At 66.8% G+C, this 20119-nt stretch carries 27 protein-coding genes; 10 read left to right on the top strand and 17 right to left on the bottom strand.

Features of this window, described 5'->3' with window-relative positions; all coding sequences use genetic code 11:
* Positions 1-37 precede the first annotated feature (37 nt).
* The 3 genes from ahpF to DD542_RS15305 all read right to left on the bottom strand — a co-directional run bounded on the left by ahpF (position 38) and on the right by DD542_RS15305 (position 2633).
* Complete coding sequence (gene ahpF / locus DD542_RS15315) at positions 38-1618, bottom strand: alkyl hydroperoxide reductase subunit F (RefSeq protein ID WP_127806238.1); 1581 nt, start codon at positions 1616-1618, stop codon at positions 38-40.
* Between the two features lie 99 nt (positions 1619-1717).
* Positions 1718-2293 carry an alkyl hydroperoxide reductase subunit C gene (gene ahpC, locus DD542_RS15310; protein WP_066154756.1) on the bottom strand — a complete coding sequence of 192 codons (576 nt, stop codon included), beginning with the start codon at positions 2291-2293 and terminating at the stop codon, positions 1718-1720.
* 85 nt (positions 2294-2378) lie between these two features.
* Positions 2379-2633 carry a hypothetical protein gene (locus tag DD542_RS15305; protein WP_127806237.1) on the bottom strand — a complete coding sequence of 85 codons (255 nt, stop codon included), beginning with the start codon at positions 2631-2633 and terminating at the stop codon, positions 2379-2381.
* Between DD542_RS15305 and DD542_RS15300 the strand changes: the two genes are divergently transcribed.
* The 7 genes from DD542_RS15300 to DD542_RS15270 all read left to right on the top strand — a co-directional run bounded on the left by DD542_RS15300 (position 2632) and on the right by DD542_RS15270 (position 9150).
* Positions 2632-4971 carry a TonB-dependent siderophore receptor gene (locus DD542_RS15300; RefSeq protein ID WP_241559570.1) on the top strand — a complete coding sequence of 780 codons (2340 nt, stop codon included), beginning with the start codon at positions 2632-2634 and terminating at the stop codon, positions 4969-4971. The two genes, DD542_RS15305 and DD542_RS15300, sit on opposite strands and share 2 nt — an antisense overlap.
* Positions 4972-5051: 80 nt before the next feature.
* On the top strand, positions 5052-5741 hold the full coding sequence (locus tag DD542_RS15295) for a Fe2+-dependent dioxygenase (RefSeq protein ID WP_127806236.1): 690 nt from the start codon (positions 5052-5054) through the stop codon (positions 5739-5741).
* The gene (locus tag DD542_RS15290; protein ID WP_127806235.1) at positions 5738-6814 is read left to right on the top strand and encodes an alpha-hydroxy acid oxidase; all 1077 of its coding nucleotides are present in this window, start codon (positions 5738-5740) and stop codon (positions 6812-6814) included. Before DD542_RS15295 ends, DD542_RS15290 begins: the two co-directional genes overlap by 4 nt.
* Positions 6815-7106: 292 nt before the next feature.
* Positions 7107-7760 carry an energy transducer TonB gene (locus DD542_RS15285; protein WP_127806234.1) on the top strand — a complete coding sequence of 218 codons (654 nt, stop codon included), beginning with the start codon at positions 7107-7109 and terminating at the stop codon, positions 7758-7760.
* 34 nt (positions 7761-7794) lie between these two features.
* On the top strand, positions 7795-8529 hold the full coding sequence (locus DD542_RS15280; RefSeq protein WP_066154636.1) for a MotA/TolQ/ExbB proton channel family protein: 735 nt from the start codon (positions 7795-7797) through the stop codon (positions 8527-8529).
* A gap of 13 nt (positions 8530-8542) precedes the next feature.
* A complete protein-coding gene (locus tag DD542_RS15275; protein ID WP_066154639.1) occupies positions 8543-8956 on the top strand; it encodes a biopolymer transporter ExbD in 414 nt (137 codons plus the stop codon).
* Positions 8953-9150: a hemin uptake protein HemP gene (locus DD542_RS15270; protein WP_066154642.1), complete on the top strand. Its 198-nt coding sequence runs from the start codon at positions 8953-8955 to the stop codon at positions 9148-9150. Before DD542_RS15275 ends, DD542_RS15270 begins: the two co-directional genes overlap by 4 nt.
* 120 nt (positions 9151-9270) lie before the next feature.
* Here the strand turns inward: DD542_RS15270 and DD542_RS15265 are convergent, their stop codons facing one another.
* Positions 9271-9678, bottom strand: coding sequence for a heme-binding protein (locus DD542_RS15265; protein WP_066154645.1), 408 nt, complete (start codon positions 9676-9678; stop codon positions 9271-9273).
* A gap of 173 nt (positions 9679-9851) precedes the next feature.
* On the opposite strand from DD542_RS15265, the gene DD542_RS15260 reads away from it, so the two are divergent.
* Positions 9852-10535: a Bax inhibitor-1 family protein gene (locus DD542_RS15260; protein WP_079366082.1), complete on the top strand. Its 684-nt coding sequence runs from the start codon at positions 9852-9854 to the stop codon at positions 10533-10535.
* A 116-nt stretch (positions 10536-10651) separates the two neighbouring features.
* Positions 10652-11074 carry a hypothetical protein gene (locus DD542_RS15255; protein ID WP_206610678.1) on the top strand — a complete coding sequence of 141 codons (423 nt, stop codon included), beginning with the start codon at positions 10652-10654 and terminating at the stop codon, positions 11072-11074.
* 32 nt (positions 11075-11106) lie between these two features.
* Here DD542_RS15255 and rlmD read toward each other — a convergent pair whose 3' ends face one another.
* The 5 genes from rlmD to surE form a co-directional block, all read right to left on the bottom strand.
* Positions 11107-12489 carry a 23S rRNA (uracil(1939)-C(5))-methyltransferase RlmD gene (gene rlmD, locus DD542_RS15250; protein ID WP_127807409.1) on the bottom strand — a complete coding sequence of 461 codons (1383 nt, stop codon included), beginning with the start codon at positions 12487-12489 and terminating at the stop codon, positions 11107-11109.
* 54 nt (positions 12490-12543) lie between these two features.
* Complete coding sequence (locus DD542_RS15245) at positions 12544-13329, bottom strand: 3'-5' exonuclease (protein WP_066154655.1); 786 nt, start codon at positions 13327-13329, stop codon at positions 12544-12546.
* Positions 13330-13341: 12 nt separating this feature from the next.
* A complete protein-coding gene (locus DD542_RS15240; protein WP_241559804.1) occupies positions 13342-14163 on the bottom strand; it encodes a peptidoglycan DD-metalloendopeptidase family protein in 822 nt (273 codons plus the stop codon).
* A 165-nt stretch (positions 14164-14328) separates the two neighbouring features.
* The gene (locus DD542_RS15235; RefSeq protein ID WP_241559569.1) at positions 14329-15003 is read right to left on the bottom strand and encodes a protein-L-isoaspartate(D-aspartate) O-methyltransferase; all 675 of its coding nucleotides are present in this window, start codon (positions 15001-15003) and stop codon (positions 14329-14331) included.
* Between the two features lie 158 nt (positions 15004-15161).
* Positions 15162-15947 carry a 5'/3'-nucleotidase SurE gene (gene surE / locus DD542_RS15230; RefSeq protein ID WP_066154658.1) on the bottom strand — a complete coding sequence of 262 codons (786 nt, stop codon included), beginning with the start codon at positions 15945-15947 and terminating at the stop codon, positions 15162-15164.
* 120 nt (positions 15948-16067) lie between these two features.
* Between surE and DD542_RS15225 the strand changes: the two genes are divergently transcribed.
* Complete coding sequence (locus tag DD542_RS15225; protein WP_127806231.1) at positions 16068-17054, top strand: NADPH:quinone oxidoreductase family protein; 987 nt, start codon at positions 16068-16070, stop codon at positions 17052-17054.
* A gap of 330 nt (positions 17055-17384) precedes the next feature.
* Here DD542_RS15225 and DD542_RS15220 read toward each other — a convergent pair whose 3' ends face one another.
* From DD542_RS15220 to DD542_RS15190, 8 genes are all read right to left on the bottom strand, one after another.
* On the bottom strand, positions 17385-17621 hold the full coding sequence (locus DD542_RS15220) for a hypothetical protein (RefSeq protein ID WP_127806230.1): 237 nt from the start codon (positions 17619-17621) through the stop codon (positions 17385-17387).
* A 114-nt stretch (positions 17622-17735) separates the two neighbouring features.
* Positions 17736-17978: a hypothetical protein gene (locus DD542_RS15215; RefSeq protein WP_127806229.1), complete on the bottom strand. Its 243-nt coding sequence runs from the start codon at positions 17976-17978 to the stop codon at positions 17736-17738.
* A gap of 66 nt (positions 17979-18044) precedes the next feature.
* Positions 18045-18578, bottom strand: a complete 534-nt coding sequence (locus DD542_RS15210; protein ID WP_127806228.1) for a hypothetical protein — start codon at positions 18576-18578, stop codon at positions 18045-18047.
* Complete coding sequence (locus DD542_RS24220; RefSeq protein ID WP_277750657.1) at positions 18575-18709, bottom strand: hypothetical protein; 135 nt, start codon at positions 18707-18709, stop codon at positions 18575-18577. The genes DD542_RS15210 and DD542_RS24220 overlap by 4 nt, the downstream gene beginning before the upstream one ends.
* Positions 18706-19164 carry a D-Ala-D-Ala carboxypeptidase family metallohydrolase gene (locus DD542_RS15205; RefSeq protein WP_206610676.1) on the bottom strand — a complete coding sequence of 153 codons (459 nt, stop codon included), beginning with the start codon at positions 19162-19164 and terminating at the stop codon, positions 18706-18708. Before DD542_RS15205 ends, DD542_RS24220 begins: the two co-directional genes overlap by 4 nt.
* A 2-nt stretch (positions 19165-19166) precedes the next feature.
* Positions 19167-19463 (bottom strand): hypothetical protein, encoded by a 297-nt coding sequence (locus tag DD542_RS15200; RefSeq protein WP_127806226.1) that lies wholly within the window; start codon positions 19461-19463, stop codon positions 19167-19169.
* The gene (locus DD542_RS15195; RefSeq protein ID WP_127806225.1) at positions 19460-19864 is read right to left on the bottom strand and encodes a hypothetical protein; all 405 of its coding nucleotides are present in this window, start codon (positions 19862-19864) and stop codon (positions 19460-19462) included. Before DD542_RS15195 ends, DD542_RS15200 begins: the two co-directional genes overlap by 4 nt.
* A 21-nt stretch (positions 19865-19885) precedes the next feature.
* Positions 19886-20113, bottom strand: a complete 228-nt coding sequence (locus DD542_RS15190) for a hypothetical protein (protein WP_127806224.1) — start codon at positions 20111-20113, stop codon at positions 19886-19888.
* Between the last annotated feature and the right edge of the window lie 6 nt (positions 20114-20119).

Below are 20119 nucleotides of genomic sequence, written 5' to 3'. Positions count from 1 at the left end.
TTTTTCTTTTCCCCCAACGACGCCCTGGTTGTGAGGTTCAGGCCGGCGCCATCTCGGCCGGCACGGGGGTGCGGATCAGGTGGTCGAACGCGCTGAGCGCGGCCTTGGCGCCCTCGCCCGCGGCGATCACGATCTGCTTGTAGGGCACCGTGGTGCAGTCGCCCGCGGCGAACACGCCTTCCACATTGGTGTGGCCCTTCGCATCGACCACGATCTCGCCGAAGCGGCTGAGTTCGACCGTGCCCTTGAGGAACTCGGTGTTGGGCACGAGGCCGATCTGCACGAACACGCCTTCGAGTGGAACCAGCTGTTCTTCACCACCCACGCGGTCCTTGAACTTCAGTCCGTTCACCTTGCTGCCGTCGCCGGTGATCTCGGTCGTCTGCGCGTTCACGTGGATGGTCACGTTGGGCAGGCTCTTGAGCTTGCTCACCAGCACCGCGTCCGCCTTGAGCTGGTCGGCAAATTCGATCAGCGTGACGTGCTGGACGATGCCGGCCAGGTCGATGGCCGCTTCCACGCCCGAGTTGCCGCCACCGATGACCGCCGTGCGCTTGCCCTTGAACAGGGGGCCATCGCAGTGCGGGCAGTAGGCCACGCCCTTGTTCTTGTATTCCTGCTCGCCCGGCACGTTGACGTTGCGCCAGCGCGCGCCGGTGGACAGGATCACGCTGCGCGCCTTGAGCACGCCGCCATTGGCCATCTGCACCTGCACCAGGCCACCCGGCTCGCTCGCAGGGATCAGCTTGTCGGCGCGCTGCAGGTTCATCACATCCACCTCGTAGTGACGCACCTGGGCCTCCAGCGCGGCGGCGAACTTGGGGCCGTCGGTTTCCAGCACCGAGATGTAGTTCTCGATGGCCATGGTGTCGTTGACCTGGCCGCCCATGCGCTCGGCTGCGATGCCCACACGGATGCCCTTGCGGGCCGCGTACACGGCCGCCGCGGCACCGGCCGGGCCACCGCCGACGATCAGCACGTCGTAGGCGTCCTTGGCGTTGAGCTTGGCGGCTTCGCGCTCACCCGACTTCGTGTCGAGCTTGGCGACGATCTCTTCCACGGTCATGCGGCCGGAGGCGAACACCTGGCCGTTCATGAACACCATGGGCACGGCCATGATCTCGCGCTCGGTCACTTCCTGCTGGAAGGCGCCACCCTCGATCACCACGGTGCGAATCTTCGGGTTGACGATCGCCATGAGCGACAGCGCCTGCACCACGTCCGGGCAGTTGTGGCAGGTCAGGGACATGTAGACCTCGAAGCTGTACTCGCCGTCGAGCGACTTGATCGAGTCGATCACCTCCTGCTCGACCTTGGGCGGGTGGCCACCGGTCCACAGCAGCGCCAGCACCAGCGAGGTGAACTCGTGGCCCAGCGGCAGGCCGGCGAAGCGCACGCCTGTGGTTTCGCCGGCGCGGGCGATCACGAAGGACGGCTTGCGAGCGTCGTTGCCCGAGGTGTCCAGCGTGACCTTGTTCGACAGGCTGGCAATGGTCTGCAACAGCTCACGCATCTCGGCGCCGGTGTCGCTCTCGTCCAGCGACGCGATCAGCGTGATGGGCTGGCGCAGCATGCCGAGGTACTGCTGCAACTGGGCTTTGAGGGTGTCGTCGAGCATGGTGGACTCCTTGAATGTGGTGCGTTGTGCGCGAAGCGTTGGGTGAAGGGCGCTCGGCGGATAGCCGCCGAACGCCCGACGCTCAACACTCAGCGGGGATCAGATCTTGCCGACCAGGTCCAGCGAGGGGGCCAGGGTCTTGGCGCCTTCGTTCCACTTGGCGGGGCACACCTGGCCGGGGTTGGCGGCGGTGTACTGGGCGGCCTTGAGCTTGCGCACGGTTTCCTTGACGTCGCGGGCGATTTCGTTGGAGTGCACTTCCATCGTCTTGATCACGCCTTCGGGGCTGATCACGAAGGTGCCGCGCAGGGCCAGGCCTTCTTCTTCGATGTGCACGCCGAATGCGCGGGTCAGCTGGTGCGTCGGGTCGCCGACCAGGGGGAACTTGGCCTTGCCCACGGCGGGGCTGGTCTCGTGCCACACCTTGTGCGAGAAGTGGGTGTCGGTGGTGACGATGTAGACCTCGGCGCCGGCTTTCTGGAACTCGGCGTAGTTGTCGGCGGCGTCCTCGATCTCGGTCGGGCAGTTGAACGTGAAGGCGGCCGGCATGAAGATCAGCACGGACCACTTGCCCTGCAGGCTCTTCTCGGTCACTTCGATGAACTCGCCCTTGCCCGTGCGGTTGACGAAGGCGGTGGTCTTGAAGGGCTGCACTTGCGTGTTGATGATGGACAGCGCGTTGATCATGGACATGGTTTTTCCTGTGAAGAGGTTGAAGGGAATCGGAAACGGGAAGCGATGGATATCGCGACGGGATAAATCATAGTCGACATCTATCAATTTTCCGCATTGATAGTTTACATGAGGCCGATAGTTTCTGCTGCTGTGCAGCAATCACCCACCCCGTCGACAGGCTCGGATGCTGTGGACTGCTTGCTACAAATAGCGCAAAAAATGTCTGCCGGGTAAAGACTTTATTGAGAATCGTTTTTGTTTGCAATATCATCGGCGATCCAGCCAGCCACAGCGCCTTGCGTTGAAGCCAGCCGACAACCTGTTCGACCCGAGCTTCCATGTCCCAACGTCGCAAGAACCTGCGCGCCCGTGCCGGCCGCCCCCTCCCCGCCCCATCCGCCAACCTGCCAGCCGCCTCCGGCGTGATGCTGCCCCTGGGTGCCATGCTGCTGGCCAGCTCCTTTGGCGCCCTGGCCCAGACCGCTCCCGCCAGCGAAGACAAGCAACTGCCCACCGTGGTCGTGCGCGAAAAGGCCCTGGCCCCTGAAGGCAAGGACGCGCTGCAGGCCACCGAGACCACCATCGGCAAGGGCAAGCAGCAGCTGCGCGACATCCCTCAATCGGTCACGGTCGTGACCGAACGCCTGATCGACGACCGCAACCTCGACACCGTCAAGGAAGCGCTCAAGAACACCGCCGGCATCACCTTCCTGGCCGCCGAGGGTGGCGAGGAAGACATCCGCCTGCGCGGCTTCGCCCTGCAGGCCACCGGCGACCTGTTCATCGACGGCATGCGCGACCCCGCGATCTACGACCGCGACACCTTCGCCATGGACCGCATGGAAGTGCTGCGCGGCTCGGCCTCGATGCTGTTCGGCCGTGGCTCCACCGGCGGCGCCGTCAACCAGGTGTCCAAGGTGCCCCGGCTGATCGACGAGCACCAGGTCGACCTCACCCTGGGCAACCACAAGTACGTGCGCGCCACGGGCGACTTCAACATCATGACCGGCGAAAGCTCCGCGCTGCGCCTGAACGCCATGGCCACCAAGGCCGACAACAACGGCAGCGGCGCCAGCCTGGACAAGCGCGGCATGGCGGTGGCCTACCGCACTGGCATCGGCGAGCGCGACGAATTCCTCGCCAGCCTCTACCACCTGGACAACAACAACGGTGTCAACTACGGCATGCCGTTCATTGCCCCGGCCCGCGGTTCCAGCGACCGCACGCTGCTGCCGGTCGACCCCGACACCAACTACGGCCTGGCCAGCGACTACAACGACTCCAGCGCCACCATCGCCGGCTTGGCCCACACCCACCGCTTCAGCCGCGACAGCGAACTCAAGACCCAGGTGCGCGTGGGCAAGTTCGACCGCGATCTGCGCTCGGGTGCGATCCGCTTCTGCACGCAGGGCGTGAACCAGCAGACCGGCGCCATCACCAACCCGAACTGCCCGACCTCGGTCAGCCTGGACAACTTCGGCCCCGGCACCGTGCTCACCCGCGGCACCCACCTGAAGATCCAGAAGCTCGACTCGGTGCAGGCGCAGTCGGACTTCAGCACCAAGTTCGACGCGCTGGGCGTGAAGCACGAGCTGATCGCCGGTGTCGATGTCTCCCGCGAGGAGCGCACGGTCTACGCCGCGCGCTCGGCCGCGCAGGGTGGCGTCACCATCACCAAGCCCACAACCACCGTCGGCACCCCGGACGACGGCGCCTCGGTGAACGAAGCCAGCCGCGTGCTGCGCGTGAACAACGCTTACGTCGCGACCGGCGTCGGTGCCTACGTGCAGGACGTGATCCAGGTCGCTCCGGCCTGGAAGGTCGTCGGCGGCGTGCGCTACGACAACCTCAACGGCGACTACGACATCAACGCCATCCCGGACGCAGCCCCCGGCCCGGTCACGGCCACCAAGTACCGGATGCATGTCTCGGAGTTCAGCCCGCGCATCGGTGCGCTGTTCCAACCAACGCCGCTGCACTCCTTCCACGTGTCCGCCGGCTCCTCGTTCAACACCTCGGGCGACGCCTACTCGCTGAGCGCCTCCAACGCCGACACCGATCCGGAAAAGAGCGTCAACCTCGAACTCGGCGCGAAGCTCGACTCGACGGACAAGCGTTTCTCCACCCGCCTGGCCATCTTCCGCTCGACCAAGACCAACGAGCGCAACACCGACCCGGACCTGCCGGTCACGGTGCTCAGCGGCAAGCGACACGTGGCTGGTTTTGAGGCCGACATCACCGGCCGCCTGACCCCCCAGTGGGAGGTCTACGGTTCCTACATGTGGTTGCCGGTGGCGCGCGTCGACAAGGCCGCGCCCTGCCCGGCCAATGGCCAGTGCGCGCAAGGCGCGATCGGCGAGCGCCCCGGCGACCGCCCGGCTCTCACGCCCGAGCACAGCGGCACGGTGTGGAGCACCTACCAGGTCACCCCGCGCCTGCGCATGGGTGCCGGCCTGAACTTCCGCAGCGCCCAGAGCCCGACCCGCGTGGCCTTCAAGGTGCCGTCCTACACCACCGTCGACCTGATGGCCGAGTACACGTTCGACTTCGAGCGCCTGTCGATCAAGGCCTACCTGGCCAACGCCACCGACAAGCTCTACGCGGACCAGCTCTACCCGGCGCACTACATCCCGGGTGCCGGTCGCACGCTGCAGGTGACCGCCAGCCTGAAGTTCTGACGCCCACACCGCGCCGAACCCACCGCCGCCCCGCGCAAGCCGGGCGGCTTTTCCGCTGAAAGACCACGACAGATCCCACGATGCTGCTGACCCTGCCCGACATCCTGTCGCCCGACGACATCCGCACCGCGCGCGCCCTGCTGCGCAGCGCCCCCTGGGCCGATGGCCGCGACAGCGCCGGCCCGCAGGCGCTCACCGTCAAGAACAACCAGCAGCTGCCGCACGACTGCGAAGCCGCGACCCGCATCCGGCAGATGGTGCTGGGCGGCCTGAACCGCTCCGCCCAGTTCTTCAGCGCCGCGCTGCCGCTGCGCATCTTCACCCCGCGCATCAACCGCTACGGTGGCGAACACAACACCTACGGCAACCACATCGACAACGCCGTGCGCCTCAAGGCCACGGCCGCCGGCACCGAGTACGTGCGCACCGACGTCTCCTGCACCGTGTTCCTGAACGACCCCGGCGAGTACGACGGCGGCGAGCTCACCGTCAGCGACACCTACGGCACGCGCGGCGTCAAGCTGCCCGCCGGCCACGCCGTGCTCTACCCCGGCACCAGCCTGCACCAGGTCACACCGGTCACGCGCGGCGAGCGCCTGGCCTGCTTCCTCTGGGTGCAGAGCATGGTGCGCAGCGACGAACAGCGCCGCCTGCTCTACGAACTCGACATGAACCTGCTCGCACTGCGCCAGCGCCACGGCGAGACCACCGAAACGACGGGCCTGACCGGGACGTACCACAACCTGCTGCGCATGTGGGCAGAAACATGACCGAGCCCGTCACGCTGGAAGACCACGAACGCCTTGCGAAAGAGCGCATGGCACCAGACATCTGGGCTTACCTCTGCGGTGGGGCCGCCGACGAGATCACCTTGCGTGACAACCGCGCCGCCTGGCAGCGCCTGCAGTTGCGCCCCCGGGTGCTGTGTCCGCTCGCCGGCGGCCACACGCGCCGCACGCTGCTCGGTCGGGAACTGGCCCACCCGCTGCTGGTGGCCCCCATGGCCTACCAGCGACTGGCACACCCACAGGGTGAACGGGCCAGCACACTGGCGGCGGCGGTGATGGGGCTGGGCTATGTGCTGAGCACGCAGGCCTCGGTGCCCATGGAAGAAGTCGCCCGCCTCGCCCACGGCGAGGCCGCCCGCGGACCGCTGTGGTTCCAGCTCTACCTGCAGCCCGACCGCAGCCTGACGCAGTCGCTGCTGGCGCGCGCCGAGGCCGCCGGCTACGAGGCCCTCGTGCTCACGGTGGACGCCCCCGTGCAGGGCAGCCGCGACCAGGAGCGCCGCACCGGTTTCCAGCTGCCCCCTGGGGTGGCGGCGGTCAACCTGCCTGAGGGCGTTGCCATGGCGACTGGTGGCCCTGGCCTCTGTGGTGGCCTGGCGGAACACACCCCAACCTGGGAGGACCTGACCTGGCTGCGCTCGGTCACACGGCTGCCCATCCTGCTCAAAGGCATCACCCACCCGGACGACGCCCATCTGGCAGTCGAACACGGCGCGAGCGGCGTGATCGTCTCCAACCATGGGGGGCGCACCCTGGACACCCTGCCCGCCACCGCCACCCTGCTGCCCGAGGTCGTGGCCGCGGTGGAGGGTCACGTGCCCGTGCTGGTCGATGGCGGCGTGCGCCGCGGCACCGACGTGCTCAAGGCGCTGGCGCTGGGTGCCAGCGCCGTGCTGGTCGGGCGACCGGTGCTGCACGGGCTGGCGAACGCCGGTGCGACGGGTGTCGCCCAGGTGCTGCGCCTGATCTGCGACGAGTTGGAGATCGCCATGGCGCTGTGCGGCTGCCGCACGCTCGATGCACTGGGACCCGCGCATCTGCAGCCGCGCTCGTGAGCACAAAAATTTTTCCTCATCAATAGAATACGAACCATTCTCATTTATAATCAAGACATCGTTTTTCGGCCCAACGCCTTCACCAGAGAGCTCACCATGACCGGAACCCTGACCACCCTCTTCGTCAGCCTTGCCCTGCTTCTGGGCGCTCTGTGGTGGGTGTTCCGCCCCTGACAAGGACCGGCTCCGTTCCGACGACACCTACACTATGAGTTCCGCCGCTCTTGGCCTTCCCGTCCCTCCGGCAACGTCTGCCGGCAAAGCACGCAAGGCACGTTCCAACCCAGCTCCCATGGACCGCCGTCTGTTCATCGTGGCCGCCGTCATCGGCTTTCACGTGCTGGGCCTCTGGGCCCTGCAGGCCGGTCTGCTGCGCCGCGCCGTGGAACTGGTGGTGCCCGTGACGGTGATGGCCGAGCTGATCGAGCCGCCCCAGCCCCTGGTCGCGCCGGAGCCCACCCCGCCCAAGCCACAGCCGGCCCCGAAGCCGGTGGCGCCGGTGCAGCGCACGGTGAAACAGGCCCCGATGCCGCTGGCCGTTCCCGACCCGGCTCCAGTGCCCGAAGCGCCCACGGGCGTGGTCAGCGCACCACCCGAACCCCAGCCGGCGGTCACCGAACCGGTGGCGGCCGCTCCCGTCGCGCCACCAGCCCCGCCCAAGGTGGAACTGCCCTCCAGCGACGCCAGTTACCTGAACAACCCGCCACCGCCCTACCCGCAGATGTCCAAGCGGCTGCGGGAGCAGGGCCGTGTCGTGGTCCGTGTCCACATCAGCACCGACGGCATCGCCACCCGCGCCGAAGTCCAGAAATCCAGCGGCTTTCCGCGCCTGGACGAAACCGCCGTCCAGACCGTGCTGCGTTGGCGCTATGTACCAGGCAAACGGGCCGGCGTTCCCGAAGCCATGTCGTACCTGATTCCCATCGATTTCCGTCTCGAAGACTGACCGTCGTCAACCCTCCGCCTTCTCAGAATCTTTCATGGACACTCCTCTCGCAAGCTCGGGCCTGGCCCACGTCTGGTCGCAAGGCGACGCCGTCACCCGCACCGTCGCCCTGGTGCTGCTGGTCATGTCGCTGGCCACCTGGATCATCATTCTCTGGAAGGTGCTGGACCAGCGCGCCCAGCGCCAGCAGGCCAAGGCCAGCGAAGGCTTCTGGCACAGCGCCGATTTCGCCGAGGGGCTGGACAAGCTCGGTGCCGCCGACAACAACCCCTTCCGCGCCCTGGCGGTCGAAGGCCGTGAGGCACAGCGCCACATCCTGCACAAGGACGGCCGCCAGGTCCCGCAGCTGCACGACAGCCTGGACGTGAGCGACTGGATCGAGCGCTGCCTGCGCCGCACGCTGGACGACCACGTCGCCAAGGCACAGAGCGGCCTGACGGTGCTGGCCTCCATCGCCTCCACCGCACCCTTCGTGGGCCTGTTCGGCACCGTCTGGGGCATCTACCACGCCCTGCTGGGCATCGGCGCCGCGGGCCAGGTCAGCATCGACCAGGTGGCCGGCCCGATCGGCGAGGCGCTGATCATGACGGCCCTGGGCCTGCTGGTCGCCATCCCCGCGGTGCTGGGCTACAACGCCCTGGTGCGCGGCAACAAGGCCATCCTGCACAAGCTCAACCGCTTCGCCCACGACCTGCACGCCTACTTCGTCACCGGTGCCCGCGTCAGCTCCGGCGCCGACGCCAAGGTGCTGCCGATGAAGAAGGCCTGATCAAGGAGTCCCCATGGCCATCGGAACCCAGGACGACAGCGACGAAATGATGGCGGAGATCAACATGATCCCGTTCATCGACGTCATGCTGGTGCTGCTCATCATCTTCATCATCACCGTGCCGGTCATCAAGCACGCGGTCAAGGTCGACCTGCCCCGCGCCAGCAATGAAAAGCTGGTCGACAAGCCGGAGAACGTGCGCCTGTCGGTCGACGCCTCGGGCGCCTACTACTGGAACGAAACGCCCATCGCCGACGCAGAGCTGAACACCCGCCTGTCGCAGATCGCGGCCATGGAGCCGCAGCCCGAGCTGCACATGCGCGGCGACAAGGACGTGCGCTACGAGCGCGTGGCACTGGCCATGGCCAGCGCCCAACGCGCGGGCGTGCGCAAGATCGGTTTCATCACGGAGCCCGCACAGCCATGAACCGTCCGACCGCCTCCACTCCCGTGGCGACCAGCCCGGTCACGGCCCCAGCACCGGCGTCCGCCTCGACCGCTGCGCCCGTGCTCAGCAGCCAGTCGGTGCTGCAGGGCCGGTCGCAGGTGGCCATCGAACACAACGGCGCGGTCTACCGCCTGCAGACCACCCGTCAGGGCAAGCTCATCCTGACCAAGTGAGCGACCCGACCAGAACGCTTTCTTCAATCGTGGGGCGACCCGGGGTATGAGCAATTCCCCGAGCGTCGTTTTTCGCCAGCCAGGGGGCCGAAGGCCCCGTTAGCCAGGCGTTTTTTCAGATCACAGGCCGATTGCAGCGATGCCTGCCTTGGCGATCTGCGCGTCCTCGCTGGACTTCACACCGCTGACGCCCACCGCGCCGATGCACTGGCCATCCTTGATCACCGGCACCCCACCTTCGAGCAGGCCCTGAATCGTCGGCGCGCTCAGGAACGAGGTGCGGCCCTGGTTGATGACGTCCTCATAGACCTTGCTCTCCTTGCGGCTGAGCGCAGCCGTGTGGGCCTTGGCCGGTGCGATGTGCGAGGACATCGCCGGCGCGCCGTCCAGGCGCTGCAGCCAGAGCAGATGACCGCCGTCGTCGACGATGGCAATGGTGACGGCCCACTGGTTTTTCATGGCTTCGGCTTCGGCAGCGGCGGCAATGGCCTTGACATCGGCGAGTTCGAGCACGGCTTTGGTTTTCATGAAGGCAATCCTGCGGAAAATGGAATGAAGGGCGAACGATAACGCGTTCATTGCAGAACTGGCGATCAAAACTGTTCTCACCACGCGGTGGCCTGGCAGCACATTCCACACACCAACGAGCGCCGCCCTACAATTCGCCGCAAGCGGCGTTCCGCCAACCACCAGGAGAGACCATGACCGACTTCACCCAATACCAAGGCACTGCCGGCGCCCTCAGCGCCGAACGCAACAAGGTGCTGCGCAACACCTACTGGTTGCTGGCCCTGTGCCTGCTTCCGACCGTGCTGGGCGCCTGGATCGGCGTGAGCACCGGCATCACCCGCAACCTCGGCGGCATCGTCGGCATGGTGCTGTTCATCGGCGGCATGATGGCCTTCCAGTTCGCGATCTACCGTTTCCGCAACTCCGGCGCGGGTGTGGCCATCCTGATGGCCTTCACCTTCTTCATGGGCCTGATGCTCTCGCGCTTGCTGGGCATGGTGCTGGGCATGGGCAACGGCACCACGCTGGTGATGGCCGCCTTCGCCAGCACGGCCGGCGTGTTCTTCACCATGGCCACGCTGGCCACCGTGATCAAGCGCGACCTCAGCGGCATGGGCCGCTGGCTGTTCGCCGGCATGATCGCCATCCTGATCGCGGCCGTGGTCAACATCTTCATCGGCAGCTCGGCCATGATGCTGGCCCTGACCGCCCTGAGCACGCTGGTCTTCAGCCTGTACATGCTCTACGACGTGAAGAACATCGTCGACGGTGGCGAGACCAACTACATCGTGGCCGCCACCCAGCTGTTCATCGACATCTTCGCGGTGTTCCAGAACCTGCTGGCGCTGTTCGGCATCATGGGCGGTGACGACTGATCCGTCGGACTGCACATTCGACTCAAGGGGACCTCCGGGTCCCCTTTTTCATGCCTGCGCGCGCTCAAGTTCCCGTCCGCCCGGCCGAAAACGAAGACACACCCCGTTCAAGCACCATGCGACACCTTGCCCTGCCCCTCTGCCTCTGCTCCGCCCTGCTGGCCGGCTGCGACGCACTGGGCATCGAAAGTGCCTCCCAGCTGGCCGAGCGCAAGCAGGCCGAGGCCCACGCCATCGGCAGCGCCTGCCGACACGCGATCCGCAGCATCGAGGACTGCTTCAAGGCCAACCCCAAGGCTGGCAAGGCCGCCGTGTTTGCGGGCTGGAAGGAAATGGACCAGTACATGCGCGACAACCAGATCGTCGGCATGCCGTCTGCCATCGAGTCGCCCACTGGCGAAGAGGTCGTCGAACACGAAGACACCGCGGCCCCGGACGAACACGCTTCGGGTGATGCGAAGCCATCCGCCGGGAAGAAGGCGGCCGACAAGACCCCGGCCACCAGGTCGTCCGGCGACGCCAAAACCCAAAGATCCTGACGCCCTGGGCCCACACCGAGACCGGCTGAGCCTCAGGGCAGCTCGAACACCGCCATGCTTTCGACGTGTGCTGTGTGCGGGAACATGTTGACCACCCCCGCCGCCGTGCAGCGGTAGCCCGCCTGGTGCACCAGCAGGCCGGCGTCGCGCGCCAGCGTGGCCGGGTTGCAGCTCACGTAGACGATGCGCCGGGGCGGTGTCCAGCCAGCGCGCAGCTCCGGCTGCTGGTGCAGGTCGGCCAGCGCCTTGGTCAGCGCAAACGCGCCCTCCCGCGGCGGGTCGACCAGCCACTTGTCCGCCACCCCATCGGCCACCAGCATCTCGGGCGTCATCTCGAACAGGTTGCGCGCCACGAAGGTCGTGGGCGCCAGCGGTGACGGACGCCCCTGCTGGTTGAACGCGAGGTTCTCACACGAGCGCGCCACCAGCGCCTCGCTGCCCTCGATGCCCAGCACCTCGCCGGCGCCCGTGGCAATCGGCAGGGTGAAGTTGCCCAGACCGCAGAACCAGTCGATCACGCGCTCGCTCTTTTGCGCATCCAGCAGGCGCAGCGCACGCGCCACCAGCACCCGGTTGATGTGCGGATTGACCTGCGTGAAGTCGGTCGGTTTGAACGGCATGGTGATGCCGAACTCGGGCAGGCGGTAGCTCAGCTGCGGTCCGCCCTCGTCCAGCAGCCGGACCGTGTCAGGGCCCTTGGGCTGCAACCACCATTGCACGCCGTTCTGCTGACCAAAGGCGCGCAGCCGGGCCAGATCGTCGTCGCTCAGGGGCTCCAGATGCCGGAGCACCAGGGCGGTCACGTCATCGCCGCAGGCCAGTTCGATCTGCGGGCAGGTCTCGCGCGCGTCCATGCCGTAGATCAGCTCGCGCAAGGGCATGAGCAGGTTGCTCACGTGGAGAGGCAGCACACGGCAGACCTGCATGTCGGCCACGTAGCGGCTCTTGCGCTCGTGGAAACCGATCAGCACCACCCCCTTCTTGTGCACGAAGCGCACCGACAGGCGCGCGCGGTAGCGGTAGCCCCAGGCCGGCCCTTCGATCGGGCGCAGCAGCGTTTCGGCCTTGACCTTGGCCAGATGCCAGAGGTTGTCCTCCAGCACGCGCTGCTTGATGGCCACCTGCGAGCTGGCATGCAGGTGCTGCATCTTGCAGCCACCGCACGCACCTTCGTGCAGACCGAAATGCGGACAGCCGGGCGTGACGCGCTGGGGCGACTCGCGGTGGATCTCGGTCAGCGTCGCCGCTTCCCAGTTGTTCTTCTTGCGATGGACCTTGGCGCTGACGATCTCGAACGGCAACGCGCCGTCGATGAACACGACCTTGCCGTCGGGCCGGTGGGCGATGCCCTGCGCCTCGATGTCGAGCGACTCGACAAACAGCTGGCCTTCGGACAGACCGGCGGAGGGCGACATGGGGGTGTGGGGATCTTGTTGTGTGGGGCTGTCTTGGCTCATGCCCCGATTGTCTCAGGCCCAGGCGGCGAGGTATTCCTGCCAGTGGCTCTCAGCGGGCGCCATCCGCCCCAGCGTCTCTTTCACGAACGCGATTTCCTGCTCGTACTCGGCCTCCGTGAGGCCGCCACGCATCTTCTGGAAACGGCAGTACACCAGATAGGTGTTCATCACGTCCGTTTCGCAGTAGCGGCGGATGTCCTCCAGCCGGCCTTCCAGGTACTGCGGATAGACCTGCGAGCCGTCCATGCCCAGCTTGCCGGGAAAGCCGCACAGCTTGGCCAGCGCGTCCAGAGGCGCGTTGTTCTTGGGGCTGTACATCGCCAGCAGGTCCATCAGGTCCAGATGGCGCATGTGGTATCGGCTGATGTAGTTGTTCCACTTGTACTCGCGGTCGTCCTCGCCCATATCCCAGTACTTGCTGGCCTCGACGCCGTGGCGCAGTCCGCGGTAGTGCAGCACGGGCAGGTCGAAGCCGCCGCCGTTCCAGCTCACCAGCTGCGGCTGGTGCTTTTCGATACTGTTGAAGAAGGTCTGGATGACCCGGCCTTCACCCTGGCCGTCGCGGTCGACGAAGGAGTGCACGCGCAGGCCTTCGGCGTTGCGGAACACCACGCTGATGACCAGCACGCGCTGCAGGTGCAGCGGTGCGAAATCGCTCTGGCCCTTGTCCTTGCGCTCGTTCAGCCAGGCCTCGTAGACCTGGGCATCGGTGGCATCGGCAGGCGCACCCCGCAACGCGCGCAACCCGTCGACATCCGGAATCGACTCGATGTCAAAAACGAGAACCGGCCAGGCCATGCACCGGCCAGCTCAGCGCTTGGGCAGGTAGGCCACCGGATCGACAGGCTTGCCGTTGCGGCGCACCTCGAAGTGCAGCTTGACGCGGTCGGCGTCGCTGCTGCCCATCTCGGCGATGCGCTGTCCCTGCTTCACGGTCTGGTCCTCGCGCACCAGCAGGGCCTGGTTGTGGGCGTAGGCCGTGAGGAAGGTGTTGTTGTGCTTGAGGATGATCAGGTTGCCATAGCCGCGCAAACCGGCGCCGGCATACACCACGCGCCCGTCGGCGGCAGCGAGCACCGGATCGCCCAGACGACCGCTGATGGACACGCCCTTGTTCTTGCCCTCATCGAAAGAAGCGACCACTGCGCCCTGGGCAGGCCACACAAATGCAACGTCGTCGGCACCGGCAGAAACGGGCTCGGTGGCCGGCGCGGGTGTGGCAGCGGTCGGCGCCGTGGGTGTTGCACCCGGCGTGCCCGATGCAGGGGGCGTGTTCAGGGGCCGTGCCACCACGCCCGGCGTGGCCACCGGCGCAGCGGTCACACCCGTCGCTGTGGGGGCGGTGCCCGATACGGGCGGGGCCACCCGCAGCACCTGACCGACTTCGATCAGGTTGGGGTTGGTCAGGTTGTTCCATGCCTGCACGTCGCGCGGTGCCTGGCCGGCCTCCAGTGCAATCCGGTACAGGGTGTCGCCGGGGCGCACGGTGTAGTAACCCGGTTTGCCCGCGTTCTCCGCACCTGGCAAGGGCTTGCCTTCGGACGGCCGCGCCGCGCCGGAACGGTCCTCGACCGGTGCGGGCTGGCTCAGTCGCCGCGCGGAGCATCCGGCCGTCAGCACCAGTCCCCCCATCAGGGTCCACAGGGCCACACCGCGCCACGAGATGCGCTGCGTGCGCACTGGCTGTCTATCGAAATCCCGCTTGTTCATTCCTGTTTCCTGCCTGATGTCAGGCCCGTTTCCACCCGGGCACTGCCTCTACGAAACACTCGCCAGCCACGTGTCGGCCGAAAGGTTTCACGAAACGCCTGATTTTAGGGGCACGAAGAGCACCGGTTCCAATACAGAACGTGTGAATCCGTGAGCATGGCGCTCAATGACGATCAGGTGCTGCTGGCCCGAGTCGGTCACCGCCGGTGCCACCAGGCGCCCCCCCACCGCGAGCTGTTCGATCCAGGCCTGCGGCACATCGTTCCCACCTGCGGCGGCCACAATGCCGGCGTATGGCGCGCCTTGCGCATAGCCCGCCATGCCATCGCCAAACAGGAGGTGGACATTGGCCAGCCGGAAGGCCCGCAGGTTCTCGCGCGCCTTCTCGTGCAGCGCCCGCAGCCGCTCGATGCTGTAGACCTCCTGCACCAGATGGCTCAGCACCGCAGCCTGGTAGCCACACCCGGTTCCGATGTCCAGCACCCGGCCAATGCGGCCCTCCCTGCCCTGGCACAGCAACTCCAGCATGCGCGCCACCACACTGGGCTTGGAGATGGTCTGCCCCAGGCCGATCGGCAGGCTGGTGTCTTCATATGCCTGGTTGGCCAGCGCGGTGTCCACGAAGCGGTGCCGCTCCACGATCTGCATGGCCCCCAGCACGCCTGGGTAGGAAATGCCCTGGGCCTGCAGCTTGCGCACCATGGCCAGACGAACTGCCAACGAATCCATGCCGACACCGCGGGGGGCCGTGGTCGCAGCCATGGGAGCCGGGCTGCGGCCCTGCACCGCCGACGGGACGCCCGGCCTGTTGACCGATACCACCGGCCCTGTGTCCAGGCGAGCGGGAAATGCCGGCCGGGGCCTTCCGGAGGCGGGGACAGTGGAAGCGCTCGTGGCCGGCGAAGTTGGAATTGTCCGTTTCATGGCGTCCCAGCGCCCAAGGCGGCCGCCGTCGGAACCCAATAAGAGAGGCGCTCGTGGTCGGTCAGGTCCACCTGCAGCGGCGTGATGCTGGCGAAGCCCTGCGCCGTGGCGTGAAAGTCGGTGCCTTCGGCATCGTCCTTGGCCGGACCGGCGCTGCCGATCCAATACATGGTTTCACCGCGGGGGTTGGTCTGCGTGATCACCTGCTCGGCCGCGTGGCGGCGCCCGAGGCGGGCGACCTTGAAGCCCCGGATCTGCTCGGCCGGGCGGCAAGGAATGTTGACATTCAGCAGCCACGGAGCCTGTCGCCGACCCGCGTCGCCACCGGACGGCAGCGTCGGCAGCAGGTGTCTGACCAGCTCGGCGGCCTTCTGTCCAGCCACGTCCAGATGTGCCCAGCCGCGCTCCGTCTGGGAGAACGCGATGGCAGGGATGCCGAACAGGTAGCCCTCCATGGCCGCTCCGACGGTGCCAGAGTAAATGGTGTCGTCCCCCATGTTGGCGCCGTTGTTGATGCCGGACACCACCAGATCGGGCCGGTAGCCCAGCAGCCCGGTCAGCGCGATGTGCACACAGTCGGCAGGGGTGCCGTTCACATAGCGGAAACCGTTGGACGCGCGGTGCACGTACAGCGGCGAGTGCAGGGTCAGCGCGTTGGACTTGGCACTGTTGTTGTGCTCCGGCGCCACCACCTCCACGTCGGCCAGGCCCTTGAGCGCCTCGTACAGGGCCACGATGCCGGGCGCCTGGTAACCATCGTCGTTGGAGATGAGAATTTTCATTGGCAGGATTTTAGGCGGCCCGCCCCGGGTCACGCCCGGGACATGGGGCCGCACAGGTGACGCCCATCGTGCGTGGCACTGCCTATCATGCATCGACCCTGACAACTCCGGAGACGACCGATGCAAGCCTGGCTTTGCGAAAACCCTGTGGGCGTGGACGCCCTGACCTGGAAAGAACTGCCCACCCCCGAACCCGGAGCGGGCGAGGTGCTGATCGAGATCCAGGCAGCGAGCCTGAACTTTCCCGATCTGCTGATCGTCCAGAACAAGTACCAGATGAAGCCACCGCTGCCCTTCGTGCCTGGCTCGGAGTACGCCGGAGTGGTTCGCGCGGTGGGTGAAGGCGTGACGCATCTGCAGGTGGGCCAGAGCGTTGCCTGCCTGAGCGGCACCGGCGGTTTCGGCACCCATACGCTCGCGCCCGCGGCGCTGTGCATGCCGCTGCCACCGGGCTTCCCGCCGGTGGATGCCGCCGCCTTCATCATGATCTACGCCACCTCGCAGCACGCGCTGGTGGACCGCGCCCAGCTCAAGGCCGGAGAAACGGTGCTGGTGCTGGGTGCCGCCGGAGGCGTCGGCACGGCCGCAATCCAGCTCGCCAAAGCCGCCGGGGCACGGGTAATCGCCGCCGCGTCGAGCGACGACAAGTGCGCCCTGTGCAGGCAGCTGGGGGCCGACGAAACCATCAACTACAGCGTGCACACACCGCAGACCACGCTGCGCGACGAAATCAAGCGGCTGACCGGAGGCAAAGGGCCCGACGTGATCTACGACCCCGTCGGCGGCGACTTCGCCGAGCCGGCCTTCCGCTCCATCGCTTGGCGCGGCCGCTATCTGGTGGTGGGCTTTGCCAGCGGCCCGATCCCGAGCCTGCCGCTGAACCTGTCGCTGCTCAAGGGCGCGAGCATTGTGGGCGTGTTCTGGGGCGACTTTGCCAAGCGCGAACCCAAGGCCAACGCCCAGATGATGCAGACGCTGGCCACGATGTACATGAAGGGCCAGATCAAGCCGGTGATCGACCAGACGCTGCCGATGAAGGACCTGCCCAAGGCCTACGCCATCATGGGTTCGCGTTCGGTCAAAGGAAAGCTGGTGCTGGTGAACTGACCCAGCGGGTCCACCAGGAGCCTGAAACGACAAAGCCCGGCAAACACCGGGCTTTGTTCATATATTTTTGGGGTGGCTGATGGGACTCGAACCCACGACAACAGGAATCACAAGCTGAGGCAGCAATCCAGTGTTTCCGGGGCCTGCGGGCTGAGTCGTGGGAATTCTGAGGGCTTTCGTGGCCTAGTGTTTCTGCCCTCTCCAGGATGTTCATTCCCGCGGTTTCCATTGGAATGGGGATGCGCTTCGGAGCGCTGCCGGAGATACTGCGTGCTCCTCCAAGGCAGTGACAGCCTTTGGTTCTAGCCCGGCCAGTCCGGGCTTCTTTTTTCATGCATCGACACGCTCAGCGTGCACGGCCGTCCAGAACCAGTTCTCCGACTTGCCGTGCCGGTGCCGCATCAGCCGGTACTTGATGCGCACCAGGCCATGCGGGCGGCCGGAGTCGACCTCCACCACCTGCTCGGCAGGCTGGCCAGCGCTTGGCGTTGGCAGCATCTCTCGCGAGGTGCGGCCGATCACATCGCCCAGGATCAGCGGCAGTATGCCGTTCGGTTCGTCTTGCATGGCAGCATGGTGCCAGAACGCAAAAAAGCCCGCCGACCCCGTGAAGGGCCGGCGGGCGAAGCGTCGGGAGCTGATTGCGCCACCCGACGAGGAGACAACAGTGGCGTCTGTTGATCAGTCCGCGGGTGTGAAGTCCACGTAGAACTTCTCGCCCGGGTTCAGCTTGCCGAACAGTGCCGGGTTGGCGATGGTGATCTCGCACTTGGCCGACGGGCTGAACTTGGCGTAGGTGTTGTCTTCGTCGCTGCCATCGGCCGGGTAGCCGGTCGGCTTGGGCACAGCGACAAAGTGCACGTTTTCGCAAGAGGCGAAGCGCTCGACCTTGCTGACTTGGAACTTGGCGCGCATGGTGGTCATGGGTGGGTACTCCTAATGTGGGTGACGGCTCTTTCTCAATCGCGGTGAGCCGCCGAAACCGGAACCTCAGTCGACAGGCGGTCCGCCCTGCCCTGCCCGGCAGCTCGTGGACACGAAGTCCTGCAGGCCGCTCACCTGGTCGCCGAGCGCCTGAGCTCGTCCGTCCACCCTTCGATACGCTTCGGCGCATCTTCCGAGTAGGTCTCGGGCGGTACGGGCTTCGCCAGCGATGGCGGCAAGCTCGGCACCCTCGGGCACTGGTCGAGCGTTAAGCCGCTGGATTTCGTCGCGCAGGCCTGCAGCAGCGCGCTCAGAAGCAGCAAGGCGGGCAGCAGTGCGCGCCGCGCGTCGTTCTTGTTCATCGGTGATCCTTTCGGTGTTTCTGACGCGCACCATCTCGTCGGCGCGCGCTTCCTTGATGGCCTTGGCGGCCTGCTCGGCGATCTGCCGGGCTTGTTCGGCGTGGCGCCATCCCTGCACCTTCCAGCCGCCCCAGGCGCCCATGGCCGCGCCCAGCAGCAGCGTGGCGACCAGGCCGGTCAAGCCGCCACCAGTGAAAAGGCCCACGAAGCCGGTGATGAAGCTGCCGAGCCACTTCATACGGGCACCCCAACAGCCAGCAACACGAGGGCGCCGATCACACCGACGGCCATCGCGCCCAGCACCAGCAAGGCAGCGCCGAGCCCATCGAGCAGCCAGGCGGACTCGGGCGCGCGGTCTCGCCCGCTCACGACAGCACCTGTATGCCCACCTGGGCGCCGGCGTCGGTAATGGTGATGACGCGGTTGAACAGCTTGTCGGGGATGCGTGTGGACACATGCACCCACTGCTTGCCCTTGACGCCCTCCAGGATCAGTTGGCCGATGCCCAGGGTGCTGACCAGCGGCGCCAGCAGGCGGGCCAGCTGGTACGGCGTGCCGAACGCCGGCGCCACGATGTCTGCGGCCTGGCCGGTGACGTGGTCGCTGCTGGTGACACCGCCCACCGCCCGGTTCAGCGGCGGGCAGCGGTAGCCGCTGGTGACGACGATGGGCCGGCCGACGGTGGACCGGATGCGCTCCAGCATCTCGGCGGTGCCCTGCAAGCGGCGCAGCACGTCCGCCGGCGGCGTGTTGTCGATCCGCAGGGCGGCGGCCTTGTTGCTGGCCGTGAGCTCGGCCAGGCTGAAATGGGCGGTGAGTCGCATGGTCATCCTTCCTTCACGCGGGTACGAACGATGAGGACGGCGAAGCCGGCCAGCACCAGGGGGCCGGCCCAGCGGGCCAGCAGATCGAACAGGCCCGCCGCCTGCAGCAGCACGGCGGCCAGGTAGATGCCACCGCCCAGCGTCAGCAGGCACCAGGCGGCGCCCTTGAGCCATTCGCTGATGCGCTGGCGCAGGGTGAGGCCGGGGGCGCGTGGTGCGGCGCGCTCCAGCTTGTTCAGGCCCTCGGCCACCACCACCAGCGCGCACAGCGCGAGCAGGATCTGCAGCAGCAGGTTCATGGCTTGGCACCTCCGCTGCTGGTGATCGGCGGGTTGATGCGGTCGATGACGCCGCGCAGGATCTTTTGAGCACCAGCGCCCACGCTGAACGCCACCGCCAGCAGCAGCGCGTCGGGCAGGTTCGCCATGAGCAGGGCCAGCGGGGTGATGTAGCCCGCCACCAGGCTGCTGGCCAGCACCACGGCCACGCGCCGCGCAGTGGCGCGCACCAGGTGCTGCCAGGTGTCGCCATCGCTGGGCACGCTGTGCAGCAGCACGATGGCGACCAGCGCGCCAGCAAAGCCGGCGACCAACACGTCGGGCCGCAGGCCCAGGTTGACGCCAAAGGCGGTAAGCATGGCGACTGCGGGCGGCGCCGCCGCCAGGGTGGCCGCTGCTGGCGTGATGACGGGTTCAGGCACAGATGCTCCTTTTTCTCGGTTTCAGATCTCGATCTCGGCGAACGGCAGGTCCGGCGCAAGCCCTTCGACCACCCCAGCGCGCACGAACACGCGATCGCCGGCCGCAAACACGCCCCGCGCGCGCACCTCTCCGCCGCCTGGCAGCTCCACGGTGACGGTGCCGTCGGCGTGCTGCACGGTGACTTCGCCAGACAACAGCGGGTCTCCCGGGAGCAGGTTCAGCAGCTCCCGGTACAGGTTCAGTTCCATGGGTTC

It is taken from the genome of Hydrogenophaga sp. NH-16 (assembly GCF_004006415.1).
Lineage (GTDB): Bacteria > Pseudomonadota > Gammaproteobacteria > Burkholderiales > Burkholderiaceae_C > Hydrogenophaga > Hydrogenophaga pseudoflava.
This window is presented reverse-complemented; position numbering and strand designations above follow the sequence as displayed.